This is a genomic window from Donghicola sp. (assembly GCF_025210255.1).
In the GTDB taxonomy this organism is placed as follows: domain Bacteria; phylum Pseudomonadota; class Alphaproteobacteria; order Rhodobacterales; family Rhodobacteraceae; genus Donghicola; species Donghicola eburneus.
On the sequence record NZ_JAOARZ010000014.1, the window covers coordinates 178,063 to 198,972 of the forward strand.

The 20,910-nt window shown below is 63.3% G+C and carries 20 protein-coding genes and 1 riboswitch; of the genes, 3 read left to right on the plus strand and 17 right to left on the minus strand.

All coding sequences use genetic code 11. The features are described 5' to 3' along the window. Positions 1-3 precede the first annotated feature (3 nt). Genes cobA through cbiE form a run of 5 tightly spaced genes read right to left on the minus strand, consistent with a single transcriptional unit; the run spans position 4 to position 4,355 of the window. Complete coding sequence (gene cobA, locus N4A58_RS04585) at positions 4-720, minus strand: uroporphyrinogen-III C-methyltransferase (RefSeq protein WP_293708155.1); 717 nt, start codon at positions 718-720, stop codon at positions 4-6. Continuing rightward, on the minus strand, positions 717-2,027 hold the full coding sequence (locus tag N4A58_RS04590) for a cobyrinate a,c-diamide synthase (RefSeq protein ID WP_293708186.1): 1,311 nt from the start codon (positions 2,025-2,027) through the stop codon (positions 717-719). Before N4A58_RS04590 ends, cobA begins: the two co-directional genes overlap by 4 nt. Beyond that, on the minus strand, positions 2,027-2,812 hold the full coding sequence (gene cobM / locus N4A58_RS04595) for a precorrin-4 C(11)-methyltransferase (RefSeq protein WP_293708156.1): 786 nt from the start codon (positions 2,810-2,812) through the stop codon (positions 2,027-2,029). Before cobM ends, N4A58_RS04590 begins: the two co-directional genes overlap by 1 nt. Further along, a complete protein-coding gene (locus tag N4A58_RS04600; protein WP_293708157.1) occupies positions 2,809-3,171 on the minus strand; it encodes a cobalamin biosynthesis protein in 363 nt (120 codons plus the stop codon). Before N4A58_RS04600 ends, cobM begins: the two co-directional genes overlap by 4 nt. Continuing rightward, positions 3,168-4,355 (minus strand): precorrin-6y C5,15-methyltransferase (decarboxylating) subunit CbiE, encoded by a 1,188-nt coding sequence (gene cbiE / locus N4A58_RS04605; protein ID WP_293708158.1) that lies wholly within the window; start codon positions 4,353-4,355, stop codon positions 3,168-3,170. Before cbiE ends, N4A58_RS04600 begins: the two co-directional genes overlap by 4 nt. On the opposite strand from cbiE, the gene N4A58_RS04610 reads away from it, so the two are divergent. Next, complete coding sequence (locus tag N4A58_RS04610) at positions 4,354-5,109, plus strand: cobalt-precorrin-6A reductase (RefSeq protein ID WP_293708159.1); 756 nt, start codon at positions 4,354-4,356, stop codon at positions 5,107-5,109. The genes cbiE and N4A58_RS04610 overlap by 2 nt on opposite strands. On the opposite strand, the gene cobJ is transcribed toward N4A58_RS04610, so the two are convergent. The 7 genes from cobJ to N4A58_RS04645 are packed head-to-tail and all read right to left on the minus strand — an operon-like array spanning position 5,079 to position 12,983. Further along, positions 5,079-5,831 (minus strand): precorrin-3B C(17)-methyltransferase, encoded by a 753-nt coding sequence (cobJ, locus tag N4A58_RS04615; protein WP_293708160.1) that lies wholly within the window; start codon positions 5,829-5,831, stop codon positions 5,079-5,081. The genes N4A58_RS04610 and cobJ overlap by 31 nt on opposite strands. After that, positions 5,828-6,544, minus strand: coding sequence for a precorrin-2 C(20)-methyltransferase (cobI, locus tag N4A58_RS04620; RefSeq protein WP_293708161.1), 717 nt, complete (start codon positions 6,542-6,544; stop codon positions 5,828-5,830). Before cobI ends, cobJ begins: the two co-directional genes overlap by 4 nt. Positions 6,545-6,546: 2 nt before the next feature. After that, a complete protein-coding gene (locus tag N4A58_RS04625) occupies positions 6,547-7,176 on the minus strand; it encodes a precorrin-8X methylmutase (RefSeq protein WP_293708162.1) in 630 nt (209 codons plus the stop codon). Next, complete coding sequence (gene cobG / locus N4A58_RS04630) at positions 7,177-8,331, minus strand: precorrin-3B synthase (RefSeq protein WP_293708163.1); 1,155 nt, start codon at positions 8,329-8,331, stop codon at positions 7,177-7,179. Beyond that, on the minus strand, positions 8,328-11,573 hold the full coding sequence (cobN, locus tag N4A58_RS04635; RefSeq protein WP_293708164.1) for a cobaltochelatase subunit CobN: 3,246 nt from the start codon (positions 11,571-11,573) through the stop codon (positions 8,328-8,330). Before cobN ends, cobG begins: the two co-directional genes overlap by 4 nt. A gap of 4 nt (positions 11,574-11,577) precedes the next feature. Beyond that, entirely contained in the window at positions 11,578-12,612 is a 1,035-nt protein-coding gene (gene cobW, locus N4A58_RS04640; protein ID WP_293708165.1) for a cobalamin biosynthesis protein CobW, read from the minus strand. A gap of 2 nt (positions 12,613-12,614) precedes the next feature. Then, positions 12,615-12,983 carry a DUF1636 domain-containing protein gene (locus N4A58_RS04645; protein ID WP_293708166.1) on the minus strand — a complete coding sequence of 123 codons (369 nt, stop codon included), beginning with the start codon at positions 12,981-12,983 and terminating at the stop codon, positions 12,615-12,617. A 99-nt stretch (positions 12,984-13,082) separates the two neighbouring features. Beyond that, a riboswitch (cobalamin riboswitch) is annotated at positions 13,083-13,300 on the minus strand. Between the two features lie 37 nt (positions 13,301-13,337). Between N4A58_RS04645 and cobO the strand changes: the two genes are divergently transcribed. Next, positions 13,338-13,958 carry a cob(I)yrinic acid a,c-diamide adenosyltransferase gene (cobO, locus tag N4A58_RS04650; RefSeq protein ID WP_293708167.1) on the plus strand — a complete coding sequence of 207 codons (621 nt, stop codon included), beginning with the start codon at positions 13,338-13,340 and terminating at the stop codon, positions 13,956-13,958. Between the two features lie 186 nt (positions 13,959-14,144). Here cobO and N4A58_RS04655 read toward each other — a convergent pair whose 3' ends face one another. From N4A58_RS04655 to N4A58_RS04675, 5 genes are all read right to left on the minus strand, one after another. Beyond that, positions 14,145-14,900 carry an ABC transporter ATP-binding protein gene (locus N4A58_RS04655; RefSeq protein ID WP_293708168.1) on the minus strand — a complete coding sequence of 252 codons (756 nt, stop codon included), beginning with the start codon at positions 14,898-14,900 and terminating at the stop codon, positions 14,145-14,147. A gap of 15 nt (positions 14,901-14,915) precedes the next feature. Continuing rightward, a complete protein-coding gene (locus N4A58_RS04660) occupies positions 14,916-15,674 on the minus strand; it encodes an ABC transporter ATP-binding protein (protein ID WP_072706269.1) in 759 nt (252 codons plus the stop codon). A 12-nt stretch (positions 15,675-15,686) separates the two neighbouring features. Next, entirely contained in the window at positions 15,687-16,889 is a 1,203-nt protein-coding gene (locus tag N4A58_RS04665; RefSeq protein ID WP_293708169.1) for a branched-chain amino acid ABC transporter permease, read from the minus strand. 3 nt (positions 16,890-16,892) lie between these two features. Then, the gene (locus N4A58_RS04670) at positions 16,893-17,924 is read right to left on the minus strand and encodes a branched-chain amino acid ABC transporter permease (protein ID WP_072706271.1); all 1,032 of its coding nucleotides are present in this window, start codon (positions 17,922-17,924) and stop codon (positions 16,893-16,895) included. A 106-nt stretch (positions 17,925-18,030) separates the two neighbouring features. After that, positions 18,031-19,377, minus strand: a complete 1,347-nt coding sequence (locus tag N4A58_RS04675) for a substrate-binding protein (RefSeq protein WP_293708170.1) — start codon at positions 19,375-19,377, stop codon at positions 18,031-18,033. Between the two features lie 220 nt (positions 19,378-19,597). Here N4A58_RS04675 and N4A58_RS04680 point away from each other — a divergent pair, with 220 nt between their 5' ends. Beyond that, positions 19,598-20,902 (plus strand): helix-turn-helix transcriptional regulator, encoded by a 1,305-nt coding sequence (locus N4A58_RS04680; protein ID WP_293708171.1) that lies wholly within the window; start codon positions 19,598-19,600, stop codon positions 20,900-20,902. The last annotated feature ends 8 nt before the right edge of the window (positions 20,903-20,910 follow it).

The window sequence follows — 20,910 nt, forward strand, 5'->3', positions numbered from 1 at the left end:
CGGTCAGTCCGCCAAGGGGCCATAAAGGATCAGGGCGGGCTGGGTGCTATCGGCCCCTTCGAGGCTGTCGGCGAGGTCGCGGATCGTGCTGCGGGTCAGCTCTTGTTCCGGTTTCGAAACGCCTTCGCACAGCATGGCGGGGGTTTCGGGGGGCATGCCTGCCGAAATCAGCCGATCCACCATTTTCGCGAAGGTCCGTTTGCCCATGTAGACCGCTGTGGTCGCCATAGGATCGGCCAGCGCGTCAAGGTTCAACTGTTCGGGCAGCGCGCCGGTGACATCATGGCCGGTGACCAGTTGCAGGCGGCGCGCGGTCATCCGGCGGGTCAGCGGAATGTTCGCAGCGGCCGCAGCGGCCGAGGCTGTGGTCACGCCGGGCACGATATCAAAGGGGATACCCGCAGCGCGCAGGGCGGTGGTTTCCTCTTCCAGACGGCCAAAGATGCCGCAATCGCCGGATTTCAGGCGGACGACCTTGATCCCTTGGGACGCGTAATCGACCAAGAGCTGGCTGACGTGTTCCTGTTTGGGGCTCGGGCGGCCTGCGCGTTTGCCGACGCCGACGAGTTCGGCTTCGGGCTTCAGGTCCTCGAGAATGGGGGCAGCGCCGAGATCGTCATAGAGGATGGCGTCGGCCTCTTTGATCAGGCGCGCGGCCTTGAGCGTGAGCAGTTCCGGATCGCCGGGGCCAGAAGATACGAAATGGACAAAGCCGCTCATGTGGCCTCCGAAATCAGGTGGAAGAATGTGCCCGTCGCGTTGCCACGTACCGAGCCGGTTTCGGGCACGTCGGCGCCGTTGGCATCGGTGACGCGGGCCAAGGGCGCGTCGGGCTGGTCAAGAATGGTGGAATAGTGGAACTCGTGGCCGCGCAGGCGGGCGGCGGCGGAATAGCCGGGCATTGGCGCAGTCAGATCGGCCAGACGGTAGCCAAGGTGCATCTTGCGCTTTTCATAGCTGGTCACGAGGCCGAGGAGGCCAGCCATTTCGTGACGCTCTCCGGCTTTGTCGATCAGGGCGGTGCCCATGGCCATGTAGCCGCCGCATTCGCCATGGACGGGACGCGTTTCCGCAAATGATTTCAGTCCGTTGCGGAAGGTTGTTGCAGCGGCGATTTTGCCCGCGTGCAGCTCGGGATAGCCGCCGGGCAGCCATGCGACATCGGCGGATGCATCGGGTGCTTCGTCGTTCAGGGGGCTGAATGGCAGGATCTCGGCCCCCGCTTTGCGCCATGCGGTCAGCTGGTGCGGATAGACAAAGCTGAAGGCCGCGTCGCGGGCCAAGGCGATCCGCTGGCCGGGGGGCGGACAGGGGTTCGGGTCGATCGCGGGGGGCGTGGTTTGCGCGGCGGCAGCGCGCAGGGCGTTCAGGTCCACATGCTCGGCCACAAAGGTCGCGGCTGCGTCGAGGATGCGGGTGAGTTCGCTGTGCTCTTCGGCTTGGACGAGGCCAAGGTGCCGTTCTGGCATCTCGATCTCTTTCATGCGGGGCAGCGCGCCAAGGACGGGGATGCCGACTTGGTTCATACCCACGCGTACCAAGGCTTCGTGACGGGGCGAGGCGACGCGGTTCAGGACCACACCCGCCAGCTGGACGTCGGGGCGCATGGCGGCAAAGCCTGCGGCGACGGCGGCAGCGGATTGCGCTTGGCCGGATACGTCAATGACCAGCACCACGGGCCAGCCCATGAGGGCGGCCATGTCGGCGCTGGCGCCGGTGCCGGTTTCGCCGGGGCTTGCCACGCCATCGAACAGACCCATAGAGCCTTCGGCCAGTACCAGATCAGCGCCGTCTGCGGCTTGGACCAGATCAGCCAGCAGGCCACGGGGCATCGCCCATGAGTCAAGGTTCACCGACACGCGGCCCGCTGCGGCGCTGTGGAAACCGGGGTCGATGTAGTCGGGGCCGCTTTTGAAGGGCTGGACGGTCACGCCCGCTTGGGTCAGCGCACGGCACAGGCCCAGCATCAGGGTCGTCTTGCCGGTGCCCGACGCGGGGGCAGAGATCAAAAGGCCCTTGGGCAGCATCATTCGGTCCCCTCGGGGAAGCGGGGATCGGTGCCGATGGGGCGGTAGCGGCGGTCGTAGTCGGCGGCATAAAGGCAGGATTCGTCGAAATCCGTCGCCCCTAGAGCGTGGCCGACCATGATCAGGGCGGTGCGACCGCGCTCGCCCTCGGTGGCTTCGATGACGGTGCCGAGGGTGGCTTTGATGATCTTCTGATCCGGCCACGTGGCGCGCCAGATGATCGCGACGGGGCAATCGGAGCCATAGGACGGGGACAGACGCGCGACCACCTCTTCCAGCACGTGGACCGACAGGTGCACGGCCAAGGTCGCGCCGGTTTTGGCGAAGTTTTCCAGCGTTTCGCCATCGGGCATGGAGCTAGCGCGCCCCGAGGTGCGGGTCAGGACCAGCGATTGCGCGACGCCCGGCAGAGTCAATTCTGCGCCCAAGGCAGCGGCGGCGGCAGCAAAGGACGGGACGCCGGGGGTGACGTCGTAGGGGATGCCTTCGGCCCGCAGGCGGCGCAGCTGTTCGCCCATCGCCGACCAGACCGACAGATCGCCGGAATGCAGGCGGGCGACGTCCTGGCCCGCATCGTGGGCGGCTTTGATCTCGGCGATGATCTCGTCCAGCGACATAGGGGCAGTGTTGATGATCCGCGCGCCTTCGGGGCAGTGGTCCAGCAGGGCTTCGGGCACCAGCGAGCCCGCATAGAGGCACACGGGGCAAGACGCGATCAGGTCGCGGCCGCGCAGGGTGATCAGGTCGGCGGCGCCGGGGCCTGCGCCGATAAAATGGACGGTCATGCGTCTGGTCCTTCAGCAATTGCGGCGGTGGCCATGCCATCGGTCGAAGTTACGCGGCGGTCTAGCAGATGCGCGTTCTCTCCGACAGCGGCAAGCGCGGCAGCTTCGGCCAAAGAGCCGGTGCCGTAGCGTTCCGCCACGCGGGGGGATTGGGTGATAGTGATTTCTTGTTTCAACTCGTCGAGCGGGACGGCGATCAGCGGCACGCCGAGGATCTCGGCGAGTTCTGTGATCTGGGGCGCTTGGGCTTTGTCGGCGGCGGTGGCTATGGCGTCCACTGCGTGGCCCGTCTGGCTCAGCGCATCCTCTAGCGATGCAGTGGGAGCCTCGGCGCGGAAGCCTATGCCGGCAATTTTCATCGGGTGACGCTCCACTGTAGGATCGGGCGGGCGGCATTCCAGCCGCGCATCCGGCCCAAAGGCGCGGTTTCCGAGAGTTCCGCACGGAGCAGGTGCCCGCCCTTGGCCGCGTGCCAGTTCATCAGCAGGCATTCGGTTTCCAGCGTAACGGCGTTGGCGACGATGCGGGTGCCTTCGGGCAGAGTTTGCCACAGTTCGGTCATCAGCATGGCGCTGTTGCCGCCGCCGACGAAGACGGCATCGGGTTTGGCGTGGCCTTTCAGGATGTCGGGGGCCGCGCCGTGGACGGTTTGCAGGCGGTGGGACAGGCCAAAACGCTCGGCGTTCTGGCGGATGTTGGCGCAGCGGGTATCTTTGGGCTCAAAGCTGGTGGCGGTGGCGTTCGGAGCCGCCAGACACCATTCCAGCGCGATGGAGCCGGAGCCGCCGCCGATGTCCCAAAGATGCTCGCCATAGCGGGGCGCGAGGGCAGAGAGGGTCAGGGCGCGGACGGGGCGCTTGGTCATTTGGCCGTCGGACAGGAACATGCTGTCGGGCAGGCCAGAGGCGCGGGGCATCCCCTTGGACCCTGCGCAGTCGATGGCGACGGCGACGGGGGCTTTGATATCGGTTAGGTCGAAAGCTTGGGCTGTGGCGTGGCGCACGCGCTGGCGGGGGCCGCCGAGGCATTCCATGACCGTTATCTGGGACGCGCCAAAGCCGTTCTCGGTCAGATAGGCTGCCAGTTTCGCGGGGGCGTCGCCGTCGCGCACGGTGCAGATGGCGCGGACGCCGCGGCCGAGGGTCGGGGTGAGACGCTCGAACGGGGCCGCATGAAGCCCGAAGCAAAGTGCTTCTTCGAGGCGCCAACCTTGGGTATTTGCCGCCAAGGCGAAGGTGGAAGGGGTGGGCACGCTGACCCACTCGTGGGATTGCAGATGCGGCAGGAGCGAGCCGCCCGCGCCGAACCAGAAGGGATCGCCCGAGGCCAGCACCACCACGGGTTTGCCGCGCATGGCCAGAACGGGAGCGATGCTAAAGGGGACGGGCCACGGGTGGCCTTTGGTGCCGGCCCCAACCAATTCCAGATGGCGCGGGCCGCCAAAGATCGCCTCTGCGCCCGCCAGCAATTTCCGGCTTGTCTCTGTCAGGCCATCCAGTCCATTTTCCCCCAGACCCAGAATGCTTAGCCAAGGTTCAGACATGACACGCATCCTTGTTCTCGGTGGAACGACCGAAGCCATGAAACTCGCCGCGACGCTTTCCGATTGGGGCGTGGATGCGGTGTTCAGCTATGCGGGGCGAACGAACAATCCGACCATGCCCGCACTGCCCGTGCGGATGGGCGGCTTTGGCGGTGTGCCGGGGCTGGTCCAATACCTGTGGGACGAGGGGATCACCCATGTGGTCGACGCTACGCACCCCTTTGCCGCGCAGATGAGCAACAACGCGGTTGTGGCCTGCGAAGAGGCGGGCGTTGAACTCTGTGCCTTGGAGCGTGGTCCGTGGCGCAACAAACCCGGCGACAGTTGGAGCCATGTGGAGGATATGGCGGGCGCGGTCGAGGCGCTCCCGGGTAGCCCGCGCCGGATTTTTCTGGCCATTGGCCGCCAGTACCTGAGCGACTTTGCCCCGAAGCCCCAGCATTTCTACCTGCTGCGTCTGGTGGATGCGCCCGAGGGCGAGCTGCCCTTGCCGAACGCAGTGGCTGTGCAGGCGCGCGGACCGTTCACCGTGGCGGGCGACAAGGCCCTGCTGCAAGAGCATAAAATTGATCTGATCGTCGCCAAGAACTCGGGCGGCGTTGGCGCGCGCGCCAAGCTGGATGCCGCGCGAGAACTGGGTATCCCGGTCATTCTGATCGACCGTCCCCATATCCCGACGCGCCCCATTATGCGGACCGTCACCGATGTGATGGACTGGCTGGATCATGCGCTCTCGGACGAAGTGGGCGCGTAACGCGGGGTATAAACGTGGGGGCCGACGCGGCGCGTGTCGGCGTTCCCTACGATGACCACGGTGCGCATGTCGGCCATGTCTTCGGTGGCCTCTCCGAGCGGGACGGTCAGCAGTTTTTGGCCGTCTTTCGTCACGTCTTTGCAAAACGAAATCAGGACGTTATCCCCCAGTTCTTCACGTAGAATGGTCAGAGCCTGACCGAACTGGAAGGGGCGCGATTTGCTGCGCGGGTTGTAGAAGGCCATGGCGAAACCGGCTTGGGCGGCAAGGCGCAGCCGGCGTTCGATCAGGCTCCAGGGTTTGAGGTTGTCGCTGAGGTTGATCGCCGCGAAATCGTGGCCCAAGGGCGCACCGAGTTTCGAGGCCGCCGCCAGCATCGCGGTGATGCCGGGTAGCACGCGGATGTCCAGAGCGTGGTATTCGGGGTGGTTTTCCAGCGCCTCGAACACGGCAGAAGCCATGGCGAACACGCCCGGATCCCCGCTGCTGACCACGACCACATGGCGCCCTTCGGCGGCCATTTGCAGGGCGTGAGTGGCGCGGTCCACTTCGACGCGGTTGTCGGACCCGTGCAGGGTCAGGCCTTCGCGGGGTTCGACGCGGGCTACATAGGGGAAGTAGCCGACGATGTCCGTGGCTACGTCCAGCGCGGCGCGCACTTCGGGCGTCACGAGGTCTTCGGCGCCCGGCCCGAGGCCTGCGATAACGACGGAACCGGTCATGGGCGTCTCCCGTTGCCGTGGACGATGGCGATGCTAAAATAGGGGACGGTGTCACCGACCTCGGTCAGTTTCTGGACGGTCTGATCGGGCATGGTGCCCCGTTCAACCAGCCACGCGTCTTGCAGTTTGCCAGCGGCCTCTAGGGCGCGTTTGACCTTGAGCAGGTTGCGGCCGATCTTCATGAACACCAGCGCGTCGGAGTCTTTGGCGCGGCGGGTCAGCTCGTCTTCGGGCAGGGTTGCCATGCAGACGGTCAGCACGTCGTCGCCCCATGTGATCGGCTGGCCCGTGGCGGTCCAGCAGCCGGACATGCCGGTGATCGCGGGGATCACATCGACATCGCAGCGCGGTTTAAGTCGCGTGTATAAGTGCATGAAACTTCCGTAGAAAAACGGATCGCCTTCGCACAGGACGACCACGTCGTCGGTGGAGGTTAAGGCGTGCAGGCGGTCGGCCCAGTCGTCATAGAACTCGGCCAGAACGCGGTTGTATTCGGGGTCGCTGAAGTGGATCTCGGTGGTGACCGGATACTCCATGGCGTGCTCGGTCACGGCGTCGGGCAACATGCCTTCGACGATGCGGCGGGCTTGGCCTTGGCGGCCTTCCTTGCGGAAATAGGCCACGTGGGTGGCAGTGCGGATCAGGCGATCCGACTTCACGCTCATGAGTTCGCGGTCGCCGGGGCCGAGGCCGACGCAGATGACCTTGCCCATCGTTATTCCTTCCAGCTGGCCAGCGCGTTCACGGCGGCCACGGTGATGGCAGAGCCCCCCAGACGCCCTTCGACGATCATCGAGGGCACGGGCAGGTCAGCCATCAGAGCATCCTTGGATTCCCGCGCGCCGACAAAGCCTACGGGGCAGCCGATGATGGCCGCGGGGCGCGGGCAGTCGGGGTCTTCGAGCATGTTCAGCAGGTGAAACAGTGCGGTCGGGGCATTGCCGATGGCGACCAGAGCGCCCTCAAGATGCGGGCGCCAAAGTTCCACGGCCGCGGCCGAGCGGGTATTCTGCATCTTTTCAGCCAGTTCGGGGACCTGCGGGTCCTTGAGCGTGCAGATGATCGCGTTGTCGGCGGGCAGGCGCGGGCGGGTGATGCCTTCGGACACCATGCGGACGTCGCACAGGATCGGCGCGCCGTTCGCCAGCGCGGCGCGGGCGATCTCAGCCATGCCGTCGGAGAAGCGCACGTGCTCTTCCAGACCCACAAAGCCAAGGGCGTGGATCATGCGGACCACGACGGATTCTTCATCCTTGTTGAAACGGGCGAGGTTGGCCTCGGACCGGATGGTCGCAAAGCTTTCCTTGTAGATGGCGGCGCCGTTGGTCTCGTAAACGTGGGGCATTCAGGCTCTCTTGGTCGTCAGAAGGTCGGGATGGAGGATCAGCGCGTCGGATGCAAGGCCGGTTGCAAAACTGTTAGCGCTGGCTGTGCCATTGTGGATCAGGTCAAAGGTGTCCGGGGCCGTGGCGGTCAGGGTGATCGGCGCGGCGGAGGGGTGCGCACAGCCCTTGGCGCAGCCGGACACGTGCAAGAGCTGCGGTGTGTGCGGGGCCAGTTGGCGGGCCAAGGTGCGCGTGTCGCTCAGGGCTTGCGGGCAACCGGGGGCACCGGTGCAGGCCACGACATTCAGGCGCGGATCGGTGGGATCGGTGATCAGGCCGTCGATCTCGGGCAATGCGGTCAGGTTCTCGAGCAGCAGCATCCGCCACGGGGTCAGGCGGATGGGGGCCAATTTCGCCAGCGCGGCGAGGGTTTTCGCCTGCATCTGCCCGAATTCGAGGCCCACAAGGGTGCCGTTGCTGGTGCGTCCGATCTGCGGGTTGTGCTGCGCGGGCTGCGCCGGAGCAGTCTGGTATTCAGCGGGTAATTCGTTAGTTTTCAGGTGGCGGGCCATGCGGCCTCGGCCTTCGGGTGCACCGCCAGAGGTCAGGAACCAGCGGGCGATTTCCAGCGCGGTTTCGGCGGCGGAGTCCACGGTCACTGGGATGCCCATGTCGCAGGTGTCGGCGCGGACGATCAGGCCATTTTGGCCCCGCTCGATGCGGATATCGGCGCTGATATCGGTCATCACGGGAGTGTCGCCGCAGTCCACCGCATAGCCGAACTTGCCCGGCGTGGCGGGGGCGTTATCGGACGACAAAGCCAGCATCAAAGTGGTCGCGATGCGGTGGCTTTCATCGCCAGCGGTCCAATAGGGCGTCAGGACGATATTCCGGCGGGTCTCAGTAGCGATGTCGCGGTCGATCAACCCGAGCATGCGCAGTCCGTCGATCAGGGGGGCGTGGGTGGCATCGGTGACGCCCCGGATCTGCAGGTTCGCGCGGTTCGAGATGTCGATCAGCCCGTTCCCGTAGATCTGCGCCAGATCGGCGATTTTGGCGGCCTTGTCCTGCGCCAAGCGGCTGAGGGGGGCACGCACGCGCACCACCAGGCCGTCGCCCGATTGCATGGGGCGCAGGGCACCGGGGCACCAACCTTGGATGATGGGGGCGCTCATGTCAGGGCCTCCAGTTCCGCGATGATCGAGTTGCGGCGCGTGACCCAAAGGCCCGCGTCCATCAGTGCGCGGAAGCGGTCCTTGAGCGCCTGAAGGGCCTGTGGGTTGGCGTCCGCCATGAACTCTGTCAGGTCGGCGCGGCCCAAAGTGGCCTCGAAATACTGGTCGAACAGGTGGGGACCAACGACCCCTGCCAGATGGGCAAAGGCGGCCATGTGGTCGAGCGTGGCGGCGATTTCGGCCGCGCCGCGGAAACCGTGGTTCATCATGCCGTTGGCCCAGTCGGGGTTGGCGGCGCGGGCGCGGACGGTTCGGGCGATTTCTTCGTTCAGGCTGCGCGCGCGGGGGCGGTCCGGTTGGGTCGCGTCCATGTGGTAGAGCGCGGGGGCCTCTTGGCCTAGGCGCTTCATGGCGGCGGCGAAACCGGCCTCGTGGGCGGCGTAGTCGCTGGCCATCAGGACGTCGGTTTCCGGCAGGTCCTGTAGGTGGACAAAGCTGTCGGCGGTTTGCAGGCGGGTTTCGAGGGCCTCGCGGGCTTCGTGGACCTCGCCTTTGGCGTCGATTGCGTGGGAACTGGCGGCGAGCCATGCCTCGCCAGCGGCGGCGCGGGCTTCTTCGCTGTAGTCGTCCAGTGATGCGCCCATGTTGAGGCCGTATTGTCCCGGTTTGGGGCCAAAGACGCGGGGGGTGCGGGCGGCGTAGGGGTTGTCCTCGGGCGCCTCTTCGCGCTCGGCCAGCTTGTCGGCGGCGCCTTCGAACATCTGGGCTAGGCCGGGGAAGACGTCGCGGAAGAGGCCCGAGACGCGCAAGGTCACGTCGATGCGGGGACGGTTTAGCAGGGCGAGCGGGATGATCTCGAACCCGCTGACACGTTCGGAGCCGTCGTCCCATTTCGGCGCGAGGCCCGCGAGGTGCAGGGCCATGGCGAATTCCTCGCCTGCGGTGCGCATGGTGGCGCTGCCCCAGAGGTCGATCACCAGCCCCTTTGGCCAGTCGCCGTGGTCCTGAAGGTGACGGCGCAAGAGTTCCTCGGCCAGCTTGACGCCTTGGGCGTGGGCGGCGCGGGAGGGGACCGAGCGGGGGTCGGTCGTAAACAGGTTCCGGCCTGTGGGCAGGACGTCCGAGCGGCCTCGGTATGGGGAACCAGAGGGGCCAGCGGGGACGAAGCGGCCGTTCAGGGCAGCGTGAAGGCCCGCGTTTTCCTGTGGTCCGTAGTCGCCTGCGCCAAAGATGTGCAGCCCCTCGCCGTACTGGCTTTCTTTGATGTCGCAGACAAAGCGGTCAATGCGGGTAATGGCTTCGGCGGCAGAGGCGTCGTGCGGGATGCCAAGGTCCTCTTCGACGCCAGTGCCTTGGGCCTCGGCGCGGATGTCGGCGATTAGGCGGTCGCGGCGGGCGGGGTCAAGGCCGTCTGCGGTCGAGTATTCGTCCAGCAGGTGTTCCAGGCGCCCCATTCCCACGGGCAGTTTGGTCTGCGCCATGGGGGGCGGCAGGTGGCCGATGGTGACGGCAGCGATGCGGCGTTTGGCTTGGGCGGCCTCGCCCGGGTCGTTGACGATGAACGGGTAGATGACGGGCAGGTCGCGGATCAGCGCCTCGGGCCAGCAGTCACCGGACAGGGCCACGGATTTGCCCGGCAGCCATTCCAGCGTGCCATGGGCCCCGATGTGGACCAGCGCGTCGGATTGGGCGCGGAGCCAGAGGTAGAAGGCGACGTAGCTGTGGCGCGGGGTGCGGGACAGGTCGTGGTAGTCGTCGTCGCGGGTCTGGACGTCGCCGCGCTCGGGCTGGAGGGCGACCAGCGCATTCCCTGCGTCAATGGCGGGGAAATGGAACGCACCATCACGGAACAGCGGGTCGGTGTCGGGCGTGCCCCAAGCCGCGATTAGGTCAGCGCGGAGGGGGTCGGGTAGGGTGTCTAGCGCCTGTTCGTAGGCCGCGAGCGGATAGGTCAGGGTTTCGGTGGTCAGGCGCTGGCCCAGGTTCGACTGGGGGCGTACGGTGTGGCCGCTGGCATTGAGGTCAACCAGGATTTGCTCGGCGCTGGCAAGCGCGTCCATGCCGACCGCGTGGGCGATCTGGTAGGTCTTGCCGGGGTAGGTGGACAGCACGAGCGCGATCCGGTTGTCTGCGGCGGGCAGGGTGGACAGGCGGTGCCACTTCTGCACGCGGTCCGCTAGGGCGTCGATGCGGGCAGGGTCCGCACGGTGGGCAAAGCGGGAATATTCGAGGTCTGGATCCTTCTTGCCCGGCTGTTTGAAGCTGGCGACACCGGCAAAAATGCGGCCGTCGACTTCGGGCAGAACCACGTGCATGGCAAGGTCGGCGGGAGAGAGGCCGCGGTCGGCGTCATTCCAGTCCTTTTTGCGGGCGGTCGAGAGGGCAATCTGGAATACGGGGCAGCCAGCGGCATCGAGGGGCGAGGGTTCGCCATTGCGGCCTTGGGCCGAGAAGGCGGTCGCGTTCACGATGGTGGCGGGTTTCAGGGTCTCGATCTCGGTGCGCAGCCAGTCGGCAGCGGCAGGCGCTTTGAGGCTGCTGGCAAAGGCTCCAAAGGCTTGGAACCCGCGCTGCTCCAAAGCCGCGATCATGGCGTCGATGGGCGAGGTGTCCGCCGATGTCAGGTAAGAGCGATAAAATGTCACCAGAGCCAGCGGGCGGTCGTCGCGCTGCGGATCGGTGACAACGCCCGTGTCGGGCAGGTAAAAGCCCGCATCCGGCACGGTTTTTGCGCCCATCACGGGGGCCGCATAAAGGCCAGCGGCCAGCGCCAGTTGGGCGAGCGCGGCTTGGGCCGCAACGGCGCCGCCAGCGTCGCACAGCTGCTGAAGACGGCGCAGGGTCGAGACGGGCAGGGTGCTGAGCTGGTCCAGCCGGTCATCCTGACGTCCGTCGGCGGGCAGGACGGCCAGCGCAATCCCCTTGCGCCGCGCCAAGTCCTGAAGGGTCGCCAGACCGTAAGACCAGTAGCTTTCGCCGCCGATCAGACGGACCAGAATGCCCTTGGCCCCCTCGAGCGTTTGTTCGGCGTAGACGTCCACGGACAGAGGATGTTTCAGGGCCACAAGGTTCGCCAGACGCACGGTCGGCAAGGTCCCCTTGGCCCGATGGTAGCCCGCCGCGAAAGCGCCAAGGTCCGAGTCCGAGAACGACAGCACAATCAGGTCTGCGGGCGTTTGCCCCAGATCCATCGGCGTATCGCTCTGGTCGAGCCCGTGGCTTTCGCGGAAGACGACGTGCATGGGATCAGACGCCCAAAGCCGCTTTGATTGCGGTCTCGTCGATGTGGTCGTGTTCAGCAATTACCACCAGCAAGGACGCGCGGGGACGGTCGCCCCAAGGCTGGTCGTACTGCGCACGAATGCGCGTGCCCACCGCCTGCACCAGATAGCGCATGGGTTTGCCCTTGACCGCGACGTAGCCTTTGACACGCAAGATATTCTGGTCCTTTGCCATTTTCACAATGGCATCTTGCAACGCCTGAACGTCCTCGACTTCGCCAAGATCGACCACGACGCTGTCGAAATCGTCATGTTCATGGTCATCGTGGCCGTCGTGGTGCGAAGGCCGGTTCTCCAGATCATTCTCGGCAGCCGCCTCGAGACCGAGGATCACGCGGGGATCGACCGCGCCATCGGTGATTGCGATGATCGGCAGTTTGCGGGGGGCTTCGGCCTCGACCACCTCTTTGGCCTTGGCGATGCCAGCCTCACCGGCCAGATCGGCCTTGGACAGCAGAACGATGTCGGCGCAGCTGATCTGGTCTTCGAACACCTCGGACAGGGGTGTTTCGTGGTCAAGGCTCTCGTCCGCCTCGCGTTGGGCCTGAACGGCGTCCAGATCGGGGGCGAACTGGCCACTCGCCACGGCCTCGGCATCGGCCACGGCAATCACGCCATCCACGGTGATGCGCGACTTGATCGCGGGCCAGTCGAACGCCTTGAGTAAGGGCTTGGGCAGGGCCAGACCCGAGGTCTCGATGATGATGTGCTCGGGCGTTTCGGGCAGAGCCATCAGCTGTTCGATGGTCGGGATGAAGTCATCGGCGACGGTGCAGCAAATGCAGCCGTTCGCCAGCTCCATGATGTTGTTTTCGGGGCAGTTTTCATCCGCGCAGGATTTCAGGATGTCACCATCCACACCAGCGGTGCCGAATTCGTTGACCAGAACGGCCAGACGCTTGCCCTGAGGGTTCTGCATCAGGTGACGGATCAGCGTGGTCTTGCCGGAACCGAGAAAGCCGGTGATCACGGTCACGGGGATTTTGGACAGGTTGGACATGGTTACTCCTGCGGGGGTATGCGGGCGATTGATTGTTTGCGAAAGGCCTGAGGGCGCTCGCGCCAGGGGACGATCCCGTCTGTGGTTTGGGCATAGGCCCGCACGCCGGTCAGGATCTCCTCTACCTGTGTGTCGGGGTCCATGTCGCCGTAGACATAGGTCCAACGGGCGGGGCCACCGGTCAGGGCGATCGAGCAGCCGCGCGAGCAGGCGGACAGGCACTCGGCGGATTTCAGGCGGACGTTTTCGGGCAGGTCTGACTGAGTCAGGGTTTCATACAGGCGCGCACCGGGGCGCGGCTCGTCCGCGACAGGCTCTCCGCCCGCGATGCGGCGGCAGGTGGTGCAGACGGTCAAGGTGACCTCGGCCATGGGTGCCTCCCTAAACTGGCTGGGAAAACGGGGGATCACTGGCCATCGGGCACGGGGAAACGCGCCTGTCAAAGCCGGCCGCGACACACCCCGGTCGCCCGTACATTTCATCGTGCTGGCAGGTCTCCCGGCTTGCGGAGCCCGAGGGGATCCTCGGCTGGCCCGATCCTTCCCGGCAAATGGATGCCAGTGGCAACGGGGCCTCTCCGGTCACGGTCGCGGGGGCGGCTGCGTTTCGGCTGCGATTTTGGTCGCAAAGCGGTAGCGCATTCCCTCTTCGCCTGTCATAGACAGGAACCAGCGCCGCCCACCTGAGGGAAGGCACCCCACCTTGTCAAGCGTAAGGATCGTCCTATGAGCGATAAGCCCCAAACCGATGAAGCCCGTCACGCGGCCAAGATGGCCAAGAAGAAAGCGGCGCGGGACAAAATCATGGCCACGAAAGAGGGCGAGAAGGGCCTGATCATTGTCCATACAGGGCCGGGCAAGGGTAAATCGTCATCCGGTTTCGGGATGATCCTACGCTGTATTGCGCACGGGATGCCCTGCGCGGTGGTCCAATTCATCAAGGGCGCGTGGGAGACCGGTGAACGGACCCTGATTGAGGCGAACTTCAGCGATCTGTGCCAGTTTCACGCCATGGGCGAAGGGTTCACTTGGGAAACCCAGGACAAATCGCGCGATATCGAAATGGCGAACAAGGGTTGGGAAAAGGCGAAAGAGCTAATCCTTGATCCCGAGATCAAGTTCGTGCTGCTGGACGAGATCAACATCGCGCTGCGTTATGACTATCTGGATGTCGAAGAGGTGGTGCGCTTCCTGAAGGAAGAAAAGCCGCCCATGACCCATGTTTGCCTGACGGGCCGGAACGCCAAAGAGCCGCTGATCGAGGCCGCAGATATGGTGACCGAAATGACCTTGGTGAAGCACCCCTTCCGCTCTGGGATCAAAGGCCAGAAGGGCGTTGAATTCTAAGCCTGATGGGGGCGCTGCCCCCTCTTGCCGCTCCGCGCCAATTCACCCCTGGGGTATTTGGGCCATGATGAAGATCTGTATGGCCTTCATCTTGGAGATAAATACCCTCGCCGAAGGCATTCGTGCGCAGCGCGGAATGAAAAAGGGCCCAGTTGGGCCCTTTTGTGTGTCCGAAGGTCGAAGCTGTCAGATCGCGAGGTATTCGGCGCGCAGCTCTTCGTTCGCGAGTACTTCGGCGGCAGAGCCATCGTAGACGATCCCACCGGTGTCGAGGATGATCGCACGGTCAGCAATTTGAAGAACGCGGACGGCGTTTTGTTCCACGATGACGGTGGTGATGCCCTGTTCCTTGATGTGCATCAGGGTTTTCTCGATCTCGTCCACGATCACGGGCGCGAGGCCTTCGTAGGGCTCGTCGAGGAGGAGGACCTTGATGTCGCGGGCCAAGGCGCGGGCGATGGCCAGCATCTGCTGTTCGCCGCCCGAGAGGGTCACACCCTCTTGCTTGCGGCGCTCGCCGAGGCGGGGGAACAGGTCATAGAGGCGGTCGATGGACCAGCCGATGGGCGGAGCGATTTGGGCCAGTTGCAGGTTTTCCTCGACCGTTAGGCCGGGGATTATGCGGCGGTCTTCGGGGACGAGGCCGAGGCCAGCCGCGGCTGCCTCGTAGCTGGTCATGTTATGCAGCGGCTGGTGGTCCAGCCAGATCTCGCCGTGGGTGACCTGAGGGCTGCCGGTGCGGGCGATGGCGCGCAGGGTCGAGGTTTTGCCAGCGCCGTTGCGGCCCAGAAGCGCGAGGATCTCGCCTTCGTGGACGTTAAAGTTCACGCCCTGCACGATGTAGCTTTCGCCATAGTAGGCGTGCATGTCCCAGACCGACAGGAAGGCGGGTGCCGTTTCTGCGTGGTTCGAGTTCTTGGAGAAATCGGGTCTTACGTTCATGGGGAAATCTCCTGATTAGACCTGCGCTTCGCCAAGATAGGCTTCGCGGACCTTTGGGTGGCCTTTGATGTTCTGCGGGGTGTCTTCGACCAGCGGGGTGCCTTGGGCCAGAACGGTGATCCGGTCGGCCAAAGAGAAGACTACGTGCATGTCGTGTTCGATGATGCACATGGTGATGTCGCGCTTGGTCTTTATCTCTTTGAGCAGATCGATGGTGTTGTTGGTGTCGGCGCGGGCCATGCCAGCTGTGGGTTCGTCCAGCAGCAGCAGACGCGGCTCCTGAACCAGACACATGGCCATTTCCAGACGGCGTTTGTCTCCGCGGGACAGGCTGCCTGCGTGCAGGTGCGCTTTGGACAGCATGTTCACGTCGTCCAGCATGGTCTCTGCCTTTTGCAGCATGTCGGACTCGTTCACGACAGAGCCAAAAGCATGCATGCGGAACGAACCGTCACGGCGGGCAAAGCAGGGGATCATCACGTTTTCTAGAACCGTCAAATCCGCGAAGATTTCAGGTGTTTGGAAGACGCGGCTGATACCCATCTGGTTGATCTCGTGGGGGGAGCGGCCCAGAACCGATTGACCGTCGAACATGACGCTTCCGGTGTCGGGGATCAGCTTGCCCACGAGGCAGTTGAGCAGGGTGGATTTACCGGCCCCGTTGGGACCGATAATGGCGTGGACGGTGTTTTCCTGAACGCTGAGGTTCACATCACCGAGGGCTTGCAGACCGCCGAAGCGTTTCCCAACCCCTTTGACTTCGAGAATACCCATCGGTTGCTCTCCTTATTCCGCGGGGGTGGTTTTGGCGGCAGCGCCGTCTTTGTCGGACTTGTCTTTCTTGAAGAGGCGCGAGATCCGCTGTCCCCCTTCGACAAGACCGCCGGGCAGGTAGATCACGACCAGCATGAACAGGATGCCGAGGGTCAGGTGCCAGCCTTTGCCGATGAAGGGATGGATGACAAAGACAACGAAGTCTTCGATCCCGTCGGGCAAGAAGCCGAACCACTGGTGCAGAACGTTGTCGTTGATTTTCGAGAAGATGTTTTCGAAGTACTTGATGAAGCCTGCGCCAAGAACGGGGCCGATCAGGGTGCCTGCACCGCCAAGGATGGTCATCAGAACGACTTCGCCCGATGCGGTCCACTGCATACGCTCGGCGCCTGCCAGCGGGTCCATGGATGCCATCAGGCCGCCCGCCAGACCGGCATACATGCCAGAGATCACGAAGGCCGCCAAAGTGTAGGGACGGGTGTTCAGGCCGGTATAGCGCATACGGTTCTGGTTACACTTCACAGCGCGCAGCATCAGGCCAAAGGGCGAGCGGAAGATGCGGACCGCGATGTAGAACGACACCAGCATGATGATCGCACACAGGTAGTAACCCGCGCTGAACTGGAAGTTCCATGCGCCCACGGCCATCTCGTAGGTCGAGCGCATTTCCAGACCGAACAGACTGGTCACGGGGATCGAGCCGTCAGCGGTCGCCGAGACACCCAGAATACGGGGATCGTCGAGGGTCAGCTGCAGGCCGGTTTCACCGTTGGTGATGGGCGTCAGAACCGAGTAGGCGAGGTTGAACGACATCTGCGCGAAGGCCAGCGTTAGGATCGAGAAGTAGATGCCCGACCGGCGCAGCGACACAAAGCCGATGAGCAGTGCGAACAGGCCCGCCACGATGACCGACAGGATGATCGCGGGGATGACGTTCATGCTCAGCAGCTTGAACATCCAGACTGCCGAGTACGAGCCCACACCCAGAAACGCCGCGTGGCCAAAGGACAGGTAGCCGGTCAGACCGAACAGAATGTTGAAGCCCACCGCAAAGATGCCAAAGATCACAAAGCGCTGCATCAGGTCGGGATAGCCCGCGTTGAACTGCGCCAGACCGCTATCGGTGGGGAAAGGGTTCAGGATGAACGGCGCGAAGAGTGTCAGCGCCGCGACGACCAGCAAAAGAGAGGTGTCTTTTTTGTTCAGACCAAACATGGATTAGTCCTCCATCACGCCCTTGCGGCCCATGAGGCCCCGTGGACGGGTCAGCAGAATGATGATGGCGACGACGTAGATAATGATCTGGTCGATACCGGGAATGATGGACTTGATCTCGTTCATCGAGGCAAAGCTCTCGAGAATACCAAGCAGGAAGCCAGCTGCCACAGCGCCGGGCAAGGAGCCCATGCCGCCGACAACCACAACCACGAAGGACAGCACGAGGAAGTCCATGCCCATGTGGTAGTTCGGGCTGTTGATCGGCGCGTACATCACGCCAGCCAGACCGGCGACTGCCGCAGCAAGGCCGAACATGAAGGTAAAGCGCTTGTCGATATTGATGCCCAAGAGGCCAACGGTTTCGCGGTCTGCCATACCTGCGCGGACAACCATGCCAAACGTGGTGAACTGCAAGAAGCTGAACACGCCGCCGATGATCACAGCCGCAAAGCCAAAGTAGATCAGACGCCAGTAAGGATAGATGATCGCGTTGGGATCAAAGCCGAGCAGAACGCCGAAATCAAAGCTGCCACGGAACGCCTCGGGGGCGCCTGTGGGGATCGGGTTCGCGCCGTAGAAATACTTGACGACCTCTTGCAGAACGATGGCGAGGCCAAAGGTCACAAGGATCTGGTCCGCGTGGGGACGCTTGTAGAAGTGCTTGATCAGGCCGCGTTCCATCGCGAAACCGACAAAGATCATCACCGGAATGGCGAACAGAATTGCCAAAGGAACGGACCAGTCGATGATCGAACCGCCCATCTCGGGTCCGAACCATGCCTCGACATAGGGGACTTTGACCTTGAGCGGATTGCCAAGGAAGTCTGTCTGGGTGGCGTCAACCACTTCGTAGCTTAGGTTCAGGATACGCTGGAGTGTCACAGCGCAGAAGGCACCGATCATGAACAGCGCCCCGTGGGCAAAGTTCACAACGCCGAGTGTGCCGAAAATCAGCGTAAGCCCTAGCGCAATCAGCGCATAGGCCGAGCCCTTGTCGAGCCCGTTTAGGATTTGCAGTAGGATCGCGTCCATGGTTCCGACCGTCTTCTCAATAGGATGCTAGGCCGGTCCGAGCGATGTCGGACCGGCTGATCAACCGGCCAGCGCAGAGGCTGGCCGGACCGATTGTGGCGGGGGATTATGCGCCCGGGTTACAGGTACCCAGCGCACCACCCGCGAACATCGGGTGATCGGGTGCGTACTCGACCTGAGCGCGCGGCGTGACCTGAACAACCTCGAGAAGGTCGAATTCCGAGGTCGGGTTCTCTTTACCGCGCACAACCAGAACATCTTTGAAGCACTGGTGGTCTTCGGCGCGGTACAGGGTGGGACCGTTGCCCAGACCGTCGAATTCGAAGCCTTCGAGAGCTTCGGCAACGGCGCAGGGGTTGAACGAGCCAGCACGAGCCACAGCGTCTGCGTACAGGATGGTCTGGACGTAGCAGGTGTGTGCAGCCTGCGACGGCGGGAAGCCGTACTTGGTGCCGAACGACTTGACGAATGCCTTGGAGCCTTCGTCCTGCAGCGACCAGTGCCAGTTGGTCGAACCAAGAATACCCTTGATGTTTTCGCCTGCACCACGTGCCATCAGGCGCGAGAACAGAGGAACAACGATCTCGAAGTTCTTGTTGTTGATGGTCTTTTCACGCAGGCCGAACTGAACCGCGTTGGTCAGCGAGTTCACCATGTTGCCGCCGTAGTGGTTCAGAACCAGTACGTCCGCACCCGAGTTCAGAACCGGTGCGATGTACGACGAGAAGTCAGTCGCTGCCAGCGGGGTCAGAACGTTGTTCACGGTCTCCCAGCCCAGAGCCTCGGTCGCGGCTGCGATCGATTCCTGCTGGGTCCAGCCCCAAGTGTAGTCTGCGGTCAGGTGGTAGGCTTTACGGTCGTTGCCGTAGACGTCTGCCAGCACGGGTGCCAGAGCTGCGCCCGACATGTAGCCGTTGAAGAAGTGACGGAAGCCGTTCGCTTTCTTGTCTTTGCCGGTGGTGTCGTTCGAGTGGGTCAGACCCGACATGAAGATGACGCCAGCTTCTTGGCACAGGCCCTGAACCGCGATCGCCACGCCCGAAGACGAGCCGCCGGTGATCATGACAGCGCCGTCTTTTTCGATCATCGACTTGGCCGATGCGCGGGCTGCGTCCGATTTGGTCTGAGTGTCGCCGGTGACGTACTCGACTTTCTTGCCCAGAATGCCGTTCCCTTCGAGCGCCTTGGAGCTGAAGGTCGGCAGCATGCCGCCGTCGCCGCCGCCGTTCAGGTGCTCGACCGCCAGCTCGTAAGCGCGCAGTTCGTCTGCACCTTCGTCCGCGTAGGGACCGGTCTGGGGCACGTTGAAGCCCAGAGTTACGGTGGACCCTGTGGGTGCGTTAGTGAAACCTTCGTGACCAGCAGCGCGCAGGTAGGTGGGCAGCATCAGGCCGCCGCCGGCAACCGCACCGGTCTTGAGCACGCCGCGGCGTGTCACATCCATCTTCGACATGGATTTCCTCCCAATTTTTGTAGGTGCTCGGTGGGGCTCCTCTTCCCCAGTCGAGCGGCACTATCGTGCAAACTCAGTATCAGGGAGGGTTGTAAAATTACGCAACAACCCTGTTGCTTGTAATGATTATTTTGTAAAGCTATACACAATGCGACTGCATACACTGTAAAGTATTTTTCTCGCGCCTGCAGAAGGGTGCTGAAAAGTAAGGGGAATTTTCATGTCGCGAAGTGCGTTGACAGGCAGCCGGATCCGCGAGCGTCGCAGCATGATGGAGATGCGCCAAGCCGATCTTGCCCGCCATGTGGGAATTTCCGCCAGTTACCTCAATCTGATCGAGCATAATCGGCGCAGAATCGGCGGCAAACTGCTGATGGATATCGCGTCCGCTTTACAGATCGAACCCGCTGCCTTGAGCGAGGGAGCAGAGGCGCACTTGGTCGCCCGTCTGCGCGAAGCGGCGGCAGATGGCGGCAAACGGACTGAAATTGAACGGGTGGACGAGTTCGCAGGTCGTTTTCCCGGTTGGGCAGAATTGGTCGTTGAAAAGCAACGGCGCATCGCCGCGCTGGAACGCACGGTCGAGGTTCTGACCGACCGTTTGACCCACGATCCGTTTTTGTCTGCGGCGCTCCATGACATCCTGACAGCGGTGGCTTCGATCCGGTCGACCTCTTCTATTCTGGTAGAGACACCGGAACTAGAGCCCGAATGGCGCGGCCGGTTTCAGCGCAACATCAATGAGGACAGCCAACGTCTGTCCGAAGCCTCGCGCTCTTTGGTGAGTTATCTGGACGGGGTAGATGACATCGACGCCAGTTCGACCTCTCCCCAAGAGGAGTTGGAGGCGTTTCTTGCGACGCACGACTTCCATTTCCCCGATCTCGAAGAGAGTCCGACCGAAGAGACCATCAATCAGTTGATCCACGGCGTCGATCTGTTGCGCTCGACTTCGGCGCAAGCTTTGGCGGTCTCGCACCTGACGCAATACGTACAAGACGCGCAGCGCTTGCCCCTGACGCGGTTGCGGTCTGTGCTGGGGACCTATGGGCTCGATCCTTCGGCATTGGCCGCAAACACAGGGGTGGATTTGCCGCTGTTGTTCCGCAGATTGGCTGCGCTGCCCAAAGAACTGGAGTACGGCCCGATCGGTCTGGTGGTCTGTGATGCGTCCGGCACGCTGATCTTCCGCAAGCAGATCGAGGGCTTCCCCCTGCCAAGGTTCGGCGCGGCCTGTCCCTTGTGGCCGCTGTTCCGTGCGCTGAGCCAACCTATGATGCCGCTGATGATGGACCTGACCCAAGCGGGCCGAGGTGCCGGACATTTCCGCAGTTATTCAATTGCACAAGCGGTTGGGGACGTCAGCTTTGGGAAAAGCATGCGGTTTGAAGCAAGTATGCTGGTCATCCCCGAGGAAGCTGGAGTAGAAAAGGATTACGAACTGGTTGGTGTCAGTTGCCGCATTTGCCCCAGCGCAACCTGCGGCGCCAGAAGAGAGCCATCTATTTTGGCAGAGGGGTTTTGACATTCAAT

Excerpts from the sequence above, each read along its gene's own strand:
- cobA (WP_293708155.1), bottom strand. The coding sequence starts at position 720 with ATGAGCGGCTTTGTCCATTTCGTATCTTCTGGCCCCGGCGATCCGGAA.
- N4A58_RS04590 (WP_293708186.1), bottom strand. The coding sequence starts at position 2,027 with ATGCTGCCCAAGGGCCTTTTGATCTCTGCCCCCGCGTCGGGCACCGGC.
- cobM (WP_293708156.1), bottom strand. The coding sequence starts at position 2,812 with ATGACCGTCCATTTTATCGGCGCAGGCCCCGGCGCCGCCGACCTGATC.
- N4A58_RS04600 (WP_293708157.1), bottom strand. The coding sequence starts at position 3,171 with ATGAAAATTGCCGGCATAGGCTTCCGCGCCGAGGCTCCCACTGCATCG.
- N4A58_RS04610 (WP_293708159.1), top strand. The coding sequence starts at position 4,354 with ATGACACGCATCCTTGTTCTCGGTGGAACGACCGAAGCCATGAAACTC.
- cbiE (WP_293708158.1), bottom strand. The coding sequence starts at position 4,355 with ATGTCTGAACCTTGGCTAAGCATTCTGGGTCTGGGGGAAAATGGACTG.
- cobJ (WP_293708160.1), bottom strand. The coding sequence starts at position 5,831 with ATGACCGGTTCCGTCGTTATCGCAGGCCTCGGGCCGGGCGCCGAAGAC.
- cobI (WP_293708161.1), bottom strand. The coding sequence starts at position 6,544 with ATGGGCAAGGTCATCTGCGTCGGCCTCGGCCCCGGCGACCGCGAACTC.
- N4A58_RS04625 (WP_293708162.1), bottom strand. The coding sequence starts at position 7,176 with ATGCCCCACGTTTACGAGACCAACGGCGCCGCCATCTACAAGGAAAGC.
- cobG (WP_293708163.1), bottom strand. The coding sequence starts at position 8,331 with ATGAGCGCCCCCATCATCCAAGGTTGGTGCCCCGGTGCCCTGCGCCCC.
- cobN (WP_293708164.1), bottom strand. The coding sequence starts at position 11,573 with ATGCACGTCGTCTTCCGCGAAAGCCACGGGCTCGACCAGAGCGATACG.
- cobW (WP_293708165.1), bottom strand. The coding sequence starts at position 12,612 with ATGTCCAACCTGTCCAAAATCCCCGTGACCGTGATCACCGGCTTTCTC.
- N4A58_RS04645 (WP_293708166.1), bottom strand. The coding sequence starts at position 12,983 with ATGGCCGAGGTCACCTTGACCGTCTGCACCACCTGCCGCCGCATCGCG.
- cobO (WP_293708167.1), top strand. The coding sequence starts at position 13,338 with ATGAGCGATAAGCCCCAAACCGATGAAGCCCGTCACGCGGCCAAGATG.
- N4A58_RS04655 (WP_293708168.1), bottom strand. The coding sequence starts at position 14,900 with ATGAACGTAAGACCCGATTTCTCCAAGAACTCGAACCACGCAGAAACG.
- N4A58_RS04660 (WP_072706269.1), bottom strand. The coding sequence starts at position 15,674 with ATGGGTATTCTCGAAGTCAAAGGGGTTGGGAAACGCTTCGGCGGTCTG.
- N4A58_RS04665 (WP_293708169.1), bottom strand. The coding sequence starts at position 16,889 with ATGTTTGGTCTGAACAAAAAAGACACCTCTCTTTTGCTGGTCGTCGCG.
- N4A58_RS04670 (WP_072706271.1), bottom strand. The coding sequence starts at position 17,924 with ATGGACGCGATCCTACTGCAAATCCTAAACGGGCTCGACAAGGGCTCG.
- N4A58_RS04675 (WP_293708170.1), bottom strand. The coding sequence starts at position 19,377 with ATGTCGAAGATGGATGTGACACGCCGCGGCGTGCTCAAGACCGGTGCG.
- N4A58_RS04680 (WP_293708171.1), top strand. The coding sequence starts at position 19,598 with ATGTCGCGAAGTGCGTTGACAGGCAGCCGGATCCGCGAGCGTCGCAGC.